A 16,768-nucleotide genomic window follows, 5' to 3' on the forward strand; every position below is an offset into this window, starting at 1 on the left:
GTGGAGAAAAAAGCTTCATTAGAGCCACGATCTATCCCCTCTCCCTGTGGGAGAGGGTTAGGGTGAGGGCATCAGGCCGTACGCGCCACCGCGTCACGCGAGGCCGCATCGCGCTCTTCACCAGTCAGCTCGCTCAGCTTGCCGTCACGCATCTCCAGAAGACGGTCGGCATGAATGAAGTAGTGATCGTCGTGGCTGATGGCGAAAATGGTCTTGCCCATCTCCTGCATCAGCGGCAGCAGCACCTGATAAAACTCGCGGCGGAAGTGCGGATCCTGATCCGCCGCCCACTCATCCAGCAGGATGATGTCACGCTCTTCCGCCAGCGCCAGCAGCAGCGCCACGCGCTTCTTCTGCCCCTTGGAGAGCTTGAGGTTGAGGATTTTTCCGTCCTGAAGCTCCAGCTTGTGCGCCATCTGCAGCTGCGTCAGCCATTTTTCAACCAGCGCCGGATTGGCCTGCTGTCCTTCCGGCCCCAGCAACTGGTCAAACAGCCAGACATCGGTGAACACCGCCGAGAAAAGCTTGCGGTAATCCTCGGGCTTCTCTGCACTCAGCGCCTTACCGTCCAGCAGGATTTCGCCCGACTGCGGCTGGTAAAGTCCGGTGAGCAACATCGCCAGCGTGGATTTTCCGCTGCCGTTGCCGCCGATGAGGAACAGCAGTTCACCGCGGTGAATCGTCAGGTTGACTGGCCCCACGGAGAAGGCGTTGTCCTGATAGCGGAACATCACGTCGCGTAGCTCCAGGGTCTGCCAGTTCGGGAAGGCCTGCGGGCGCGGGAATTCGGCTTTGAACGGCGCGAGATCGAATTTTTTGAGCTTATTAAACGCCACCTGTGCGCTGAGTAACGTAGGCAGTGCGCCAACGGCCGAGAGCAGCGGCGTACGTAAAAACAGCAGCGTCAGCGAGTAGGTCGCCGCCACGTTGGTATCCGCCCAGCCCAGGCTGTTCGCCATCCAGAATACCAGGCCAATGGCGCCCAGCATCATAATGTTGGACCAGTTCACCGCGCTCAGGTGGAAGGTATCGGCGCGAATGATGTGGTGCCGGTATTCGCGCGCGTCCGGAATATAAAGATGATTGAAAATATGCTCGGCGCGCTCGCGGTTGAGAGTCAGCTCTTTGCGCCCTTCCAGCACCGTCTGATAATCGTTATAGAGCTTATCTTCCGTTTCGCGCAGGACCGCCATGTGCTTATAGACGCGCGACACCAGCATAAAGCCGCCCCAGATGGTGATGGCAATCCACAGGGCGGTCACCGCCAGCATTTTAGTGGAGAGCCAGGCGAGATAGGCGGCAGAGCCAAAGGTCAGGATGATCCCCTGCACCAGCTCCGGCAGGCGGACAAACGCGATGGTAATGGCGCGCACGTCGCTGGTCAGCCCCGCCAGCAGGGAAGCGCTGCCGAGCTGTTCCACACGCTCTACCTGGGTATCCAGGATCCGCTTGATGAACTCGCTGCGCAGGCGGAAAACGAAATGGTGCCCAAGCGCGGTCAGCGCCAGCTGAGAACCAAGCGTAACCGCCATCAACAGCAGCAGCAGGCCGAGAAACTCCGGCAGTACCGAGAGTGAGGTATCAACCATTTCGATCAGCCGCACGTTTATAAACGCGATCAGGCCAATACCCAGCGCGGCGCTGGCAAGGCTTAAGGCCATTACGGCAATGAAGGGCCAGCGGTACTGACGCCAGACAAGGAGAAGTAGTTGCATGCAGGCAATCCGGACAATAAAAATCAGCCAGCAGTGTAAACTGCCCTGCGCGGACATCAAGAATAATTCTTATTTTTGTTTGCTAAACCCCGCCTGACGGAAAGTCAGATTATAGCGGTACTCGCCAGTAAGGGGATGAACCCCGGGCTTCAGGGGCTGAATGCCGTGATAGTACAGCCGCGACTCCCTGCCCCACACCACCACGTCACCATGTTCCAGCATGATGCGCTTGAGCGGATCGTTGCGGCGTAGACCGCCAAACTGGAAGACGGCGGGCAGGCCCAGCGATACCGAGACGATAGGCGCACGCAGATCGGGTTCATCTTTGTCCTGATGCAGGGAGAGCTTCGCGCCGATGGCGTAGCGGTTAATCAGGCAGGCATCCGGCCGAAAGTCAGGATAATCCGCTGCAACGGCAGCTTCGTGGCAGAGAGTCTGAAAAACTGCAGGCATCGGCGGCCACGGCTGGCCGGTGGCGGGATCGTTGGGGGCATAGAGATAGCCCCGCGCGTTCGTGGCCCACCCCAGTTCCCCGCAGTTGGCCATGGCCACCGACATGGTGTAGCCGCCCGGCGTTACCATATGGCGAAACGGTGAAACGGCCGTCACCTCTTCTATGCCGGCAAGCAATGCCTGTGCGCGGGAGAGTGCGAAGCGGCGCAGGATCGTCGCTCCCGGCGCAAGCGGCTCCAGCCAGGGTTCAGCATCCGCAAAAAGATCGAGCATTATCCCTCCCGGCGTTTTGCCTCACGTTTCAGTAATAGCGCTTTTCGCGCCGCACCCCAGCGATAGCCCGACAGCGCGCCGTCGTTACGAACCACGCGATGACAGGGGATCACAATCGCCAGCCTGTTTGCCGCGCAGGCACCGGCGACGGCACGCACCGCATTGGGCTGGCCAATCGCCTGCGCCACCTGCTGATAGCTGGCCGTTTCCCCGCTGGGGATGTCCCGCAGAGCCTGCCATACCCGCTGCTGGAACGCGGTTCCGCGTATATCCAGCGGCAGGGTCAGCGGCACCGCGCGGTTATCAATACTGGCAATGACCTGACGGAGACGCTGAGCGAAGGCATCTTCACGTGGAGCAGGCTCAGCGTTTGGAAACAGCGTCGCCAACTCTTGGGCTAATTCGGTATCGCTGTCGCCCAGCAGTATCGCGCAAATCCCCCGCTCGCTTTCAGCGACCAGACAGCGTCCTAATGAACAGTCGTCGATGGCGTACTGCACCGGTACCTCACCTTTGCGGTACTGTTTCGCCGTCATTCCCAGCGCGTCGTTGGCTTTGCGGTAATAGCTGCTGCTGTCGGGAAAACCTGCCGCCAGCACGGCATCGGTAATTTTGTTTCCCTGCGCAAGCGCCGTGCGCAGACGCTGCCCCCGCGCCGCCTGCTGCCAGGCTTTTGGCGTCATCCCGGTAATGGATTTAAACAGCCGGTGGAAATGGAAAGGACTCATGGCGACCTGCTGCGCCAGACCTTCAAGCGTCAGCGCGGGATCCTGCTCCAAAAGGCGACAGGCATGCTCCACTTTCGCCAGCTTCTGCTGCTGCGGATCGCGTTTGTCCGGCATACAGCGCTTGCACGGACGAAACCCTGCCTGAATGGCATGCTGGACATCAGGATAAAAGCAGACATTTTTACGCAGCGCGTGACGGGCACGGCAGGACGGGCGGCAGAAAATCCCCGTCGTCTGCACGGCAAAAACAAACCGATCGTCAGCGCGCGGATCGCGAGCCAGAACGGCCTGCCAGCGATCCTCATCGTTCATGTAGGTTGGATTTTTCATCATCAGCTCCTCTTACAAGCATACCTTTAGCGTGCCCGAGTGCCAGTGATAAAAAACCCGCAACCTTGCTTTTTAATTTTTGTCGCTCACCAGGAAGCTGTTGAACTGCGGCGAGCTCCAGGTTTTGAATCCGTCGCCTTCTTTAGTGATCATGTAAACTGCAAGCCCTTCCTGACGAACCACCTCTTTAGCTTTTTCCGGGCCGAGAACCATCAGGCCGGTATCCCAGGCATCGGCTTCCAGCGCAGTCGGTGCAATCACGGTCACCGAGACCAGGTTATGCGTGATGGGACGTCCGGTCTGAGGGTCAATCACGTGCGAAATACGCTTCCCGTCGAGTTCGTAATAGTTACGGTAGCTCCCGGAAGTGCTGATGCCGTGTCCGTTGATATCCACAATGGCCTGTACGGCGTTTTGCCGATCGGTCGGTTTTTGAATCGCCACGCGCCACGGTTTACCGCTGGCGTTCATGCCCCGGCTAACTAACGCGCCGCCCACGGAGACCAGGTAGCGCGAAATCCCTTCCTGCATCATCAGCGCGGCAAGGTGATCCGCCGCGTAGCCTTCCCCTACCGTCGACAGATCGACAAACAGATCGGGAATATCCTTTTGCAGATACTGCTGACCGTACTGGTTGATGACCGTCAGATGCTGTAGCCCTGTCCGGGCGCGGGCATCATCAATAGCCGCACTGTCCGGCGTGGTCACCGGCTGTTTGTTGGGACCAAATCCCCAGAGATTCACCAGGGGACCGACGGTGACGTCCATCGCGCCGTTGGTTTTATATCCCACGCGCATCGATTCAGTGACGATATCGGCCATCGCTTCGCTCACCGGCCACAGGGAGGTACTGGTGGAGAGATTGAAGCGCATCAGCGCCGAGTCATTTTTATAGGTTGAGAGCAGCTGATCGTCGGCATCCAGCTGAGACTGGATTTTGCCGCGAAGTTCATCAGCGCGCGTTTTGTCCAGGCCCATCACGCTGACGCGCCAGAAGGTGCCCATCGTTTTGCCTTCAAGCACCGTCGCGGCGGGTGCATCGGTTTTCGCCACGGGCGCGGGTTCATCACACGCGGTCAGGAAAAAAAGCATAGCCAGAAAGCTGGCGCGTAAAAAAGTCATGTCCATTCATTATTATCCTCATGCCAGGGCGGCAAGAGTACACCAAAACGGTTGCATTGTGAGGCCCAAAAAAAGCACAAAAAAGGGGCCATCAGGCCCCTTAAGTTATACGATGACGCGATTAGAACTGGTAAACCAGACCCAGCGCGACGATATCATCAGTACCGATGCCGGCCTGACGGGTGAACTCATTTTCATCAACCAGGTTGATTTTGTAATCCACGTAGGTGGACATGTTTTTGTTGAAGTAGTAAGTCGCACCTACATCAACATATTTCAGCAGATCCTGATCGCCGTAACCTTCGATGTCTTTACCTTTGGACTGCAGGTAAGCCACGGATGGACGCAGACCAAAGTCGAACTGGTACTGAGCAACCACTTCGAAGTTCTGCGCTTTGTTAGCAAAGCCGTAAGCGGTAGTCGGGCTGTCGCCGTTAGAGGTACCGAAGCGGGTTGCATTGTAGGTCTGTGAGTACTGCGCTGCCAGGTAGATGTTGTTGGCATCGTATTTCAGGCCGCCAGAATAGACTTCTGCGTGATCGCCGTTACCGTAAACGCCCGGTGCGTTCTGGTCAGCGGTACGTTTGGAGGAGGACATCGCACCACCCACGCTGAAGCCTTCGCCCAGGTTATAGGTTACGGAAGCACCGTAGCCGTCGCCGTTCTGTTTCAGCAGGCTGCGTCCACCGACGTTTTCACCGCTTACGCTGCCGTTTTTACCCTGGTATTGCAGCGCAAAGTTCAGGCCGTCAACCAGACCGAAGAAGTCCTGGTTACGATAGGTCGCCACGCCGTTTGCACGAGACTGCAGGAAGTTGTCTGAGCCGTAGGTATCGCCGCCAAATTCTGGCAGAACGTCAGTCCAGGAAGTTACGTCGTAGATCACGCCGTAGTTACGACCGTAATCGAAAGAACCCGCTTCAGCGAATTTCAGACCGGCAAACGCCACACGCGTCCAGGACTGGTTGTCACTTTCCGTCGTGTTACCCTGGATCTGGTATTCCCACTGGCCGTAACCGGTCAGCTGATCGTTAACCTGAGTTTCGCCTTTGAAGCCAAGACGCATGTAGGTCTGGTCGCCGTCAGCACTCTTGTCGTCAGAGAAATAGTGCAGACCATCAACTTTGCCGTACAGATCTAATTTGTTGCCATCTTTGTTATAAATTTCGGCCGCATTTGCTGCGCCTGCTACCAGCAGTGCTGGTACCAGGAGGGACAGTACTTTAACTTTCATTTTATTAACCCTCTGTTATATGCCTTATAATTGCCACTGCTTACTGGTTAACCCTCATTAACCAGTCGGCAATTTCATTCTCCGCAAAACTACAGAATAATCCAATGCGAATATGATACGAAAACTTTGAAGATGTTTCATTCATCTATCAACATGTTTCAAGATGTAAATGAAAAGGAACTTTTACAAAGCACAAAAAGCTTAGAAATTTAGCACTTATAATCAAAAAGAAAAATCAACCTAACTAAATCAATAAGTTAAAATAAAAAACGTTACCGCACTGAATGACAAAACAAGATCGACTCCAATCTCTAAAATAACTCTCGCTATCATCATTAACTTTATTTATTACCGTCATTCAGCTTTGAATGTCTGTTTATCCCTAATTCAACCGGATGCTTCGCATTCGGTTTTTTTTTACCCTTCTTTACGTAACTTTTCTTTTTTTGTGCTACCGCAGCGAAATTGTAACGACTATTAACTAAATTCTCGCCCACCTCCGCGCAGAATGCGAAAATTTGAACAAAACTTAATTTCTTGTTAATTCGTGCTATTTAATGCGCGAAAGCATTTTTTATTTGTACACGCATCATCGGCTTGTACACATTTAACACACACTTCATCTCCCGTACGGGCCATCGAAAAAGTCGCCTGTTCCAGGACAGTGGCGCTGGAAATTCAGTTATTACCCTTTATACTGCCCTATCGCCACAGAGCACGACCATCACGGGTTAAAGATATCAATGAGTCAGACTGAAACTACCGCCCCGAGCAAATTCTCCCTCCTTCCCGGGAGCATCACCCGTTTCTTTCTTCTTTTGATCGTTGTGCTGTTAGTCACAATGGGCGTGATGGTGCAGAGCGCGGTTAACGCCTGGCTGAAGGATAAGAGCTATCAGGTGGTTGATATTACTCATGCCGTTCACAAGCGCATTGATACCTGGCGCTACGCCACCTGGCAGATTTACGACAACATTGCCGCGGCGCCTGCCAGTTCGTCCGGGGATGGACTTCAGGAGACGCGGCTGAAGCAGGACGTCTACTACCTCGAAAAACCGCAGCGTAAGACTGAAGCGCTTATCTTTGGCTCTCACGACAGCGCGACCCTTGAGATGACGCAGCGTATTTCGACCTACCTGGATACCCTCTGGGGCGCCGAAACGGTACCGTGGTCGATGTACTATCTGAACGGTCAGGATAACAGCATGATCCTGATCTCGACGCTGCCGTTGAAAGATCTCTCTTCCGGATTTAAAGAGACGACGGTCGGCAGCATTGTCGACTCCCGCCGGGCAGAAATGCTGCAGCAGGCCAACGCCCTTGATGAACGTGAGAGCTTCTCATCGCTGCGCCGGCTGGCATGGCAGAATGGTCACTATTTTACCCTGCGTACCACCTTTAACCAGCCGGGACATCTGGCGACAGTCGTGGCCTTTGATTTACCCATTAATGATTTGATCCCGCCGGATATGCCGCTCGACAGCTTCCGTCTGGAGCCCGACAGCAGCACCCAGAACATGCGTGCGGCGTCTGACAAAGAGGCCGCAGAGAGCGTCACAATTTCCTTTAACGGCTCGAAAATTGAAATTGCCTCGTCGCTGAACTCAACAGGCATGCGTCTGGTGTGGCAGGTACCGTTTGGCACGCTGCTGCTCGACACCCTGCAAAATATTCTGCTACCTCTGCTGCTGAATATCGGCCTGCTGGCGCTGGCGCTGTTCGGCTACAGCACCTTCCGCTTCCAGCCTGGACGCCAGAGCGACGCGTCTGCGGTCTCCGCGGGCAATACCAATGAGCTGCGCGTGTTGCGCGCGCTCAATGAAGAGATTGTTTCCGTGCTGCCGCTTGGGGTGTTAGTTCACGATCAGGAAGCGAATCGCACGGTAATGAGCAATAAAATTGCCGACCATCTGCTGCCGCACCTTAACCTGCAGAACATCACCACCATGGCGGATCAGCACCAGGGAGTCATTCAGGCCACCATTAACAATGAACTGTACGAGATCCGTCAGTTCCGCAGCCAGGTAGCCCCGCGCACGCAAATCTTCATCATCCGCGACCAGGATCGCGAAGTGCTGGTGAATAAAAAGCTCAAGCAGGCGCAAAGGCTGTATGAGAAGAACCAGCAGGGGCGCGCGGCATTTATGCAGAACATTGGCGATGCCTTCAAGCAGCCGTTAAAAACGCTGGCGACCCAGGCGGCGGCGTTGAACACGCCTGAAAGCCATCAGCTCGCCTGCCAGGCCGACTCGCTGGTCCGCATGGTGGATGAGATCCAGCTGGCGAACATGCTGGAGAATGATTTCTGGAAAGGCACCCCTTCTCTCTTCTCCATTCAGGATTTGATCGATGAAGTGGTTCCGGAAGTCCTGCCCGTCATTAAGCGCAAAGGGCTTCAGCTGCTGATCAACAACCATTTACCCGCCAATGACGAACGTCACGGCGACCGCGAGGCGCTGCGTCGTATTCTGCTGATGATTATTCAGTACGCCGTGACCACCACGCAGATCGGCAAGATAACCCTTGAAGTGAGCACCGACGAGTCGGCGGAAGATCGCCTGACGTTCCGTATCCTGGACACCGGGGAAGGCGTCACGGCGAGTGAAATTGATAATCTGCACTTCCCGTTCCTGAATGACACGCAAAGCGATCATTACGGCAAGGCTAACGCCCTGACCTTCTGGCTGTGCGATCAGCTGGCGCGTAAGCTCGGCGGCCATCTGAATATCAAGGCCCGTGAATCACTGGGTACGCGTTACTCTCTGCACGTGAAAATGGCCGCCAATCCGCAGGAAGAAGATGAAGAACGCCTGCTGGATGATGTCGTGGTGATGGTGGATGTGACCTCAAACGAGATCCGCAATATTGTGGTTCGTCAGCTCGAAAACTGGGGCGCGGCCTGCATCACGCCGGATGAAAGGCTGGCAAGTCAAGAATTTGATCTGTTTTTAACTGATAATCCGTCTAATCTTACTGCCTCGGGCTTGCTTTTAAGCGATGATGAGTCAGGCGTGCGGAAAATCGGCCCTGGCCAGCTGCGCGTCAACTTTAATATAAGCAATGCGATGCAGGAAGCTGTACTACAACTAATAGAAGAGCAGCTGGCGCAGGAAGAGATAACGGAATCCCCGTTAGGCGGCAATGAAAATGCCGAGCTTCACGCCAGCGGATACTATTCCCTCTTTGTTGATACAGTACCAGATGATGTGAAGCGGTTGTATACTGAGTCCGCTGCGAATGATTTTGCAGCGCTGGCACAGACAGCACACCGGCTTAAAGGGGTGTTTGCCATGCTTAATCTGGTTCCCGGCAAGCAGTTATGTGAAACGCTGGAACATCTAATTCGTGAGAAAGATGCCTCTGGCATTGAAAAATACATCAGCGACATTGACGCCTACGTCAAAAGCTTGCTGTAGCAAGGTAGCCTTATACATGAACAATATGAACGTAATTATTGCCGATGACCATCCGATTGTACTGTTCGGTATTCGCAAATCACTTGAACAGATCGAGTGGGTGAATGTAGTCGGTGAATTTGAAGACTCTACAGCACTGATCAATAACCTCCCAAAGCTTGATGCACACGTGCTCATTACCGATCTCTCCATGCCTGGGGACAAATACGGAGATGGGATCACGCTCATCAAATATATTAAACGTCACTTCCCGGACATCTCGATCATTGTTCTGACCATGAACAACAACCCGGCGATCCTGAGCGCCGTGCTGGATCTGGACATCGAAGGAATTGTGCTGAAACAAGGCGCTCCGACCGATCTGCCAAAAGCGCTCGCTGCGCTGCAGAAAGGCAAGAAGTTCACGCCTGAGAGCGTCTCTCGTCTGCTGGAAAAAATCAGCGCGGGTGGCTACGGTGACAAACGCCTGTCGCCGAAAGAGAGTGAGGTTCTGCGCCTGTTCGCTGAAGGTTTCTTGGTGACCGAGATTGCCAAGAAGCTGAACCGCAGCATTAAAACCATTAGTAGCCAGAAGAAATCCGCAATGATGAAGCTGGGCGTGGACAACGATATTGCCCTGCTGAACTATCTCTCCTCCGTTACGCTGAGCGCATCGGATAAGGATTGATCCCTGACGGGTGTGCGGCCTGATGCCCTCACCCCAGCCCTCTCCCACAGGGAGAGGGTGAAAAACGTAAAAGGCCCTTGCGGGCCTTTTTTATATTCTGGTTTTTCTCACGCGATCCGCGTAAATCGACAACGTCTGCTTAAGCACGTCCAGCGTGACCGGTTTCGACAGGCAGCTGTCCATGCCGGACTCCAGACAGCGCTGCTTCTCTTCCGCCAGCGCGTTCGCCGTTACGCCCACCACCGGCAGCGTCAGGCCAAGCTGTCGGATGCGCTGCGTCAGCCGGTAGCCGTCCATGTTAGGCATGTTGACGTCGCTCAGCACGATATCAATATGATTTTTACTCAGCACATTCAGCGCATCCACGCCGTCATTGGCGGTTTTGCACTGGTAGCCCAGCGATCCAAGCTGGTCAGCCAGCAGGCGACGGTTAATCGGATGGTCATCCACCACCAGAATCATCATATCGTCATTCACTGACGCCAGACCTTCCGGTGACGGCAGCGCGCCTGCACCGTCGTTCTCTTCCAGCTCGACTTTGTAGATACGGGCCAGCAGGCTCAACAGCTCATGCGGCGTTGCGACGCTGTGAACCCATTCCCCCGGCGCCCGTTCAACCGGTATGCCAATGTGGCGGCGGCAGAAGAGCACCGTTCCTCTCCCCTGCCACGGCTGTTCAGGCACCTCGTCGGTGATGAGCACATCATCCACGTCCGGCATCTGGCCTTCATAGCGGCAGACCCTCACGCCGCTATGGGTGAGCAGCGCCGTCAGATAGTCATTCAGCGAGGCATTATTGACCGCCAGCCAGCAGCGCTTGTCGCTCAGCCCGTCAACTGCGGCTTTTGCCGGATACTGCGCCGAATAGAGCGGAATGCGGATGGTGAACTGACTGCCCATGCCGGGCTCAGTATCCACAGAAATGTCACCGTCCATCATGCTGACGAGCTTCTCGCAAATCGCCAGCCCCAGACCGGTGCCCTGGAAGTTACGCTGCACGCCGGTGCCGACCTGGAAGAACGGGTCGAACAGACGTACCACCTCCTTGGCCGGAATACCCACCCCCGTGTCGCGCACGCGGATGCTCAGGTAATCCCCTGCCCTGCAAACGTGTAGCACTATGCAGCCGATATCGGTGAATTTGATGGCGTTGCTGAGCAGGTTAGAGATGACCTGCTGCAGACGCATCGGATCGCCGTGCAGCGTCAGCGGCACATCCGGTTCGATAAAGCAGTAGAGCCCCAGCTGTTTACGCACCACCAGTGGCAGATAGTTGGCGCTGATGTGGTTCATAACCTCACGCGGCGAAAACTCGCGCGGCTCGATTTTCAGCTGCTCAGACTCAATTTTAGAGAAGTCGAGAATATCGCTGATGATCTTCAGCAGCAGGCTGGAGGAGTTGTTCATCGCCGTTACCAGCCGATCGACGCCTTTCGGCAACTCTTTCGTCTGCAGCAGATCGAGGTTACCGATAATCCCGTACAGCGGCGTACGCAGCTCGTGGCTTACGGTAGCCAGGAACATGGATTTCGACTGGCTGGCCTGCTCCGCGGCCTGCGCCATCTCCTGCAGCGACTCTTCCATCTTCACGCGCGCGGAGACATCCACCAGCACGCAAATCGCTACGTTTTCATTGCGATAGCGGGAATGGACAAAGCTTATCTGCAGGTTGGTGTGGGTGCTGGTGAGCACGTCGACAAAGTTCACCTGCTGCCCGCAGATGATCTGCGTCAGCCTTTGCCGGTCCTCGTGCGTCAGCATATTCAGGTAGTTGTGCGCCAGCTCGTTACTCAGGATGTTGGTCCCGTCCTGGGTACGCAGAATGCAGATCCCCACCGGCGCGGAAGCGACAATTTTGCGGTTGAACTGCTCGTGCTCCTCCAGACGCTGTGCGTCACTTTCGGCGGGAATAAAGATTCTACGCTCATACATGCGCGCCAGCGTGAACAGCGCGCCCCCCACCAGCAGGTTCAGCAGAATCGCATTCATAATAAGAATACGTATCCGCTCGAGCACCATATCCACCGGCAGCGAGTAGACAATGCTCAGCGACGATGGCGGCAGGCTTTTTTTCAGCACCAGCTCGCGGAAGCCGGAGGTGTAGCCAAACCATGAGCGTTCCTGCATCCAGTGCGGATCGACGTTCAAACTCTTATCCGGCCCGGCGAGTGAGATCAGCTGATGCCCATTTTCATCCAGAATAGTCACGCCCATCGGCAGGCTGCCCGGCGTGAAGAAGTTTTCCATGCGAATGGTCTGCTCAATCCCCAGCAGCGCCTGCAGGCGATTGCCCAGATAAACCGGCGTCAGCGCGTAGAAATAGCCCACGCCCATACGCGGCCCCTGGCTAATCCAGAAGATGTTATTCCCGCGCTCGTCCTGCGGGGCATTGCGATATTTGACAATACGCTCGTGCAGGCTTTTCAGCGCATCATCGCGCTCGACGGGCACATCGCGCAGGCCAAAGTCAGCCATGCAGAGATTTTCGCTGCCAATCAGGAATACGCGGTTGAGATCGTAGGCGGCGGAAAAGTTATCGCGCCAGTAGCGCATAAACCAGGCGAGGGATTCCAGCGACCCGCGCCAGGTATTGCTCATGGTGGAGCAATCGGAGTCCGGGAACAGCGGCTGGAAGTCCGGCACTTCGGTTTTGTCATTGCGCCCGCGAAGGGCAAGGATACCGTTTTCCGCCGTCAGCCGATTTTCGGCAATATACTTCAGCTCCTTCATCACGTCCGATGTTCGCTGAATGTAGCGCTGGGCCTGATCGGAGCTTAAATTAAACTCCTGGCGAATCTCCGCTTCTTTCTGGTGCAGCGCATTGACGATGTAAAACACCGACAGCAAGACCACCAGCAGCCAAAGCAGGAGCGCCAGCGCCCGGAACAGATAGCGAGAAACTTTCAGCGTGGTACGAAAGGAGACGAGGTATTTCAAAGGGGCGAGGCTCCGCCGTCGGGGTCAAAAGAATGTGGTTAAGGTAGCGGTAAACGCGGCTTGTCGCAACGTTCACGTATCTGCAACTGCAAAAGAAAAGGGCCGGAATCCGGCCCTTTATGCGTCATGAGACGTTACTCGTCAGCGTCATCCGCTGCGTCATCGTCGGTCTCCGCTTCCGGTGCGATTTCGTCATCACCTTCCGCGACGCTGCCGTCGATAGAGTCGAGCTCTTCGTCGTCCACCGGCTCAGCAACGCGCTGCAGACCCACCACGTTTTCATCTTCCGCCGTACGGATGAGGATAACGCCCTGGGTGTTACGGCCCACCACGCTGATCTCGGACACGCGGGTACGCACCAGCGTACCGGCATCGGTGATCATCATGATCTGGTCGGCATCGTCCACCTGCACCGCGCCTACAACGGACCCGTTGCGTTCGGTGACCTTGATGGAAATAACGCCCTGCGTGCCGCGTGACTTGGTCGGATATTCGCTTTCCGCCGTACGTTTACCGTAACCGTTCTGGGTGACGGTCAGGATTGCGCCTTCGCCACGTGGAACGATCAGGGAAACAACGGAATCTTCACCCGCCAGTTTGATACCGCGTACACCAGTCGCCGTACGACCCATTGCACGCACGGCATTCTCTTTGAAGCGCACCACTTTACCGGCCGCAGAGAACAGCATCACTTCATCAGAACCGGAGGTCAGATCCACACCGATCAGCTCGTCGCCTTCGTTCAGGTTCACCGCAATAATACCGGCAGAACGTGGACGGCTGAATTCGGTCAGCGCGGTTTTCTTCACGGTACCGCTGGCGGTCGCCATAAAGACGTTCACGCCCTCTTCGTACTCGCGTACCGGCAGAATAGCGGTGATACGTTCGTTCGCTTCCAGCGGCAGCAGGTTGACGATTGGACGGCCACGCGCACCACGGCTCGCTTCCGGCAGCTGATAGACCTTCATCCAGTACAGACGGCCGCGGCTGGAGAAACAGAGGATCGTGTCGTGGGTGTTGGCCACCAGCAGGCGGTCAATAAAGTCTTCTTCTTTAATACGTGCCGCAGATTTGCCCTTACCGCCACGACGCTGTGCTTCGTAGTCGGTCAGCGGCTGGTACTTCACATAGCCCTGGTGAGACAGGGTGACCACCACGTCTTCGCGGTTGATCAGATCTTCAATGTTGATATCAGAGCTGTTCGCGGTGATTTCGGTGCGGCGCTCGTCGCCGAACTGATCGCGGACCAGCTCCAGCTCTTCGCGGATCACTTCCATCAGGCGCTCGGCGCTACCCAGGATGTGCAGCAGCTCAGCAATTTGCTCCAGCAGCTCTTTGTACTCGTCGAGCAGTTTTTCGTGCTCAAGGCCGGTCAGCTTCTGCAGGCGCAGATCCAGAATCGCCTGGGCCTGCTGTTCAGTCAGGTAGTACTGACCGTCACGCACGCCGAATTCAGGCTCCAGCCACTCAGGACGCGCGGCGTCATCGCCCGCACGTTCCAGCATCGCCGCCACGTTACCCAAATCCCACGGACGCGCAACCAGCGACGCTTTCGCTTCAGCCGGGGTTGGCGCACGACGGATCAGTTCGATGATCGGGTCGATGTTGGCCAGCGCAACCGCCAGCGCTTCAAGGATGTGTGCACGGTCGCGCGCTTTGCGCAGCTCGAAGATGGTACGACGGGTCACCACTTCACGGCGGTGACGCACGAACGCGCTCAGGATCTCTTTCAGGTTCATGATCTTCGGCTGACCATGGTGCAGCGCAACCATGTTGATACCGAAGGAGACCTGAAGCTGAGTCTGGGAGTAGAGGTTATTCAGCACAACCTCACCCACCGCGTCGCGCTTGATTTCAATCACGATGCGCATACCGTCTTTGTCAGACTCGTCACGCAGCGCGCTGATGCCTTCAACGCGTTTCTCTTTTACCAGCTCGGCGATTTTTTCAATCAGACGCGCTTTGTTCACCTGATACGGGATCTCGTGAACAATGATGGTTTCACGGCCGGTTTTCGCGTCCGCTTCCACTTCAGCGCGGGCACGGATGTAAATCTTGCCGCGGCCGGTGCGGTACGCTTCTTCAATGCCGCGACGACCGTTAATGATCGCCGCCGTCGGGAAGTCCGGGCCCGGGATGTGTTCCATCAGCCCTTCAATGCTGATGTCTTCATCGTCGATATAGGCCAGGCAGCCGTTGATCACTTCCGTGATGTTGTGTGGTGGAATGTTGGTTGCCATACCGACGGCGATACCGGACGAGCCGTTCACCAGCAGGTTAGGGATCTTCGTTGGCATAACGTCAGGAATTTTTTCCGTGCCGTCGTAGTTATCAACGAAATCAACCGTCTCTTTTTCCAGGTCGGCCATCAGCTCATGGGCAATCTTCGCCAGACGGATTTCCGTATAACGCATTGCCGCGGCGGAGTCGCCGTCGATAGAACCAAAGTTACCCTGACCATCTACCAGCATGTAACGCAGCGAGAATGGCTGCGCCATACGGACGATAGTGTCGTACACCGCGGAATCACCATGAGGATGGTATTTACCGATTACGTCACCAACGACACGGGCAGATTTTTTGTAGGCTTTATTCCAGTCATTGCCCAATACGTTCATGGCGTATAGTACGCGACGGTGTACCGGCTTCAGGCCATCGCGGACGTCCGGCAGCGCACGGCCAACAATGACCGACATCGCATAGTCCAGATAGGAGCTCTTCAGCTCTTCCTCGATGTTAACCGGTGTAATTTCTCTCGCAAGGTCGCTCATCTAACCGCTATCCCTCTACTGTATCCCGGATTCAAAGGTCGCAAATTATAACACAGCCGCGGTGATACAGGTAAACCTATACGCTTTATTCACAGGGATTGCCTGATATACTCCCTTGTCTTGCTAAATAAGGAGTAAAAGCGCCCATGAATGCCGAAAAATCCCCGGTGGCACAAAACGTTGACCACGAAGAGATTGCCAAATTTGAAGCGGTGGCGTCCCGCTGGTGGGATCTCGAAGGTGAGTTCAAACCGCTGCATCGCATTAACCCGCTGCGTCTGGGCTATATCGCGGAGCGTTCCGGCGGTCTGTTCGGTAAGAAAGTGCTCGACGTCGGCTGCGGCGGCGGCATCCTGGCGGAGAGCATGGCGCGCGAAGGGGCCACCGTCACCGGCCTGGACATGGGCTTTGAGCCGCTGCAGGTTGCCCGTCTTCATGCGCTGGAGTCCGGTATACAGGTGGAATATGTGCAGGAAACTGTGGAAGCGCACGCGGCAAAGCACGCCCACCAGTACGATGTGGTGACCTGCATGGAGATGCTGGAGCACGTTCCGGATCCGCAGTCCGTGGTAAACGCCTGTGCAAAACTGGTGAAACCGGGCGGCCAGGTCTTTTTCTCGACCATCAACCGCAACGGCAAAGCCTGGCTGATGGCCGTTGTCGGCGCGGAGTATGTGCTGCGCATGGTGCCGAAAGGCACGCACGACGTGAAGAAATTCATCAAGCCGGCCGAGCTGTTAAGCTGGGTTGACCAGACGTGGCTCAAAGAGCAGCACATCACCGGCCTGCACTACAATCCGCTGACCGATAAATTCAAGCTCGCACCGGGCGTGGATGTTAACTATATGTTGCACACAACCGCCAAAAACGACTAACGTCATTCGTTATTCTTATAAAGATTGCGCGACATCATGTTGCGCAATTCTGACCTCCCGTTGAAGAAATCAGCACTCGATCAAATTTTGAATTTTTTTTCTTAATTATTGACATGTCTTCCAGGCCTTACGGTACGAGGACTTACGCTTTTTTACCCTTTCACAACCTCAATTTAACGTCAAAATCAACCCTTGTGCTGAAAAGATTCGATACTAGAATACTCACCATATAGCGTTTTTCTTATCG

General features: G+C 55.4%; 10 protein-coding genes. 3 read left to right on the forward strand and 7 right to left on the reverse strand.

What is annotated here, in order from left to right:
- Positions 1-71 precede the first annotated feature (71 nt).
- From ACR42C_RS15585 to ACR42C_RS15605, 5 genes are all read right to left on the reverse strand, one after another.
- Entirely contained in the window at positions 72-1,715 is a 1,644-nt protein-coding gene (locus tag ACR42C_RS15585) for a multidrug ABC transporter permease/ATP-binding protein (RefSeq protein ID WP_316379357.1), read from the reverse strand.
- Between the two features lie 69 nt (positions 1,716-1,784).
- The gene (gene alkB, locus ACR42C_RS15590; RefSeq protein WP_302218999.1) at positions 1,785-2,441 is read right to left on the reverse strand and encodes a DNA oxidative demethylase AlkB; all 657 of its coding nucleotides are present in this window, start codon (positions 2,439-2,441) and stop codon (positions 1,785-1,787) included.
- The gene (gene ada / locus ACR42C_RS15595) at positions 2,441-3,499 is read right to left on the reverse strand and encodes a bifunctional DNA-binding transcriptional regulator/O6-methylguanine-DNA methyltransferase Ada (protein ID WP_479985203.1); all 1,059 of its coding nucleotides are present in this window, start codon (positions 3,497-3,499) and stop codon (positions 2,441-2,443) included. The genes alkB and ada overlap by 1 nt, the downstream gene beginning before the upstream one ends.
- A gap of 72 nt (positions 3,500-3,571) precedes the next feature.
- Positions 3,572-4,627 carry an FAD:protein FMN transferase ApbE gene (apbE, locus tag ACR42C_RS15600; protein ID WP_316379355.1) on the reverse strand — a complete coding sequence of 352 codons (1,056 nt, stop codon included), beginning with the start codon at positions 4,625-4,627 and terminating at the stop codon, positions 3,572-3,574.
- A 115-nt stretch (positions 4,628-4,742) separates the two neighbouring features.
- Positions 4,743-5,855, reverse strand: coding sequence for a porin OmpC (locus ACR42C_RS15605; RefSeq protein WP_080328581.1), 1,113 nt, complete (start codon positions 5,853-5,855; stop codon positions 4,743-4,745).
- 743 nt (positions 5,856-6,598) lie between these two features.
- On the opposite strand from ACR42C_RS15605, the gene rcsD reads away from it, so the two are divergent.
- Together rcsD and rcsB are read left to right on the forward strand one after the other, a co-directional pair.
- Positions 6,599-9,271, forward strand: a complete 2,673-nt coding sequence (gene rcsD, locus ACR42C_RS15610; protein ID WP_479984306.1) for a phosphotransferase RcsD — start codon at positions 6,599-6,601, stop codon at positions 9,269-9,271.
- A 16-nt stretch (positions 9,272-9,287) separates the two neighbouring features.
- Complete coding sequence (gene rcsB, locus ACR42C_RS15615) at positions 9,288-9,938, forward strand: response regulator transcription factor RcsB (protein WP_006176468.1); 651 nt, start codon at positions 9,288-9,290, stop codon at positions 9,936-9,938.
- Positions 9,939-10,028: 90 nt separating this feature from the next.
- Here the strand turns inward: rcsB and rcsC are convergent, their stop codons facing one another.
- A complete protein-coding gene (gene rcsC / locus ACR42C_RS15620) occupies positions 10,029-12,875 on the reverse strand; it encodes a two-component system sensor histidine kinase RcsC (protein ID WP_320720770.1) in 2,847 nt (948 codons plus the stop codon).
- Positions 12,876-13,009: 134 nt separating this feature from the next.
- Positions 13,010-15,646: a DNA topoisomerase (ATP-hydrolyzing) subunit A gene (gyrA, locus tag ACR42C_RS15625; RefSeq protein WP_116338618.1), complete on the reverse strand. Its 2,637-nt coding sequence runs from the start codon at positions 15,644-15,646 to the stop codon at positions 13,010-13,012.
- A 146-nt stretch (positions 15,647-15,792) separates the two neighbouring features.
- On the opposite strand from gyrA, the gene ubiG reads away from it, so the two are divergent.
- The gene (gene ubiG, locus ACR42C_RS15630) at positions 15,793-16,521 is read left to right on the forward strand and encodes a bifunctional 2-polyprenyl-6-hydroxyphenol methylase/3-demethylubiquinol 3-O-methyltransferase UbiG (protein WP_116338616.1); all 729 of its coding nucleotides are present in this window, start codon (positions 15,793-15,795) and stop codon (positions 16,519-16,521) included.
- The last annotated feature ends 247 nt before the right edge of the window (positions 16,522-16,768 follow it).

Source organism: Enterobacter sp. MG-EB028 (assembly GCF_056673305.1).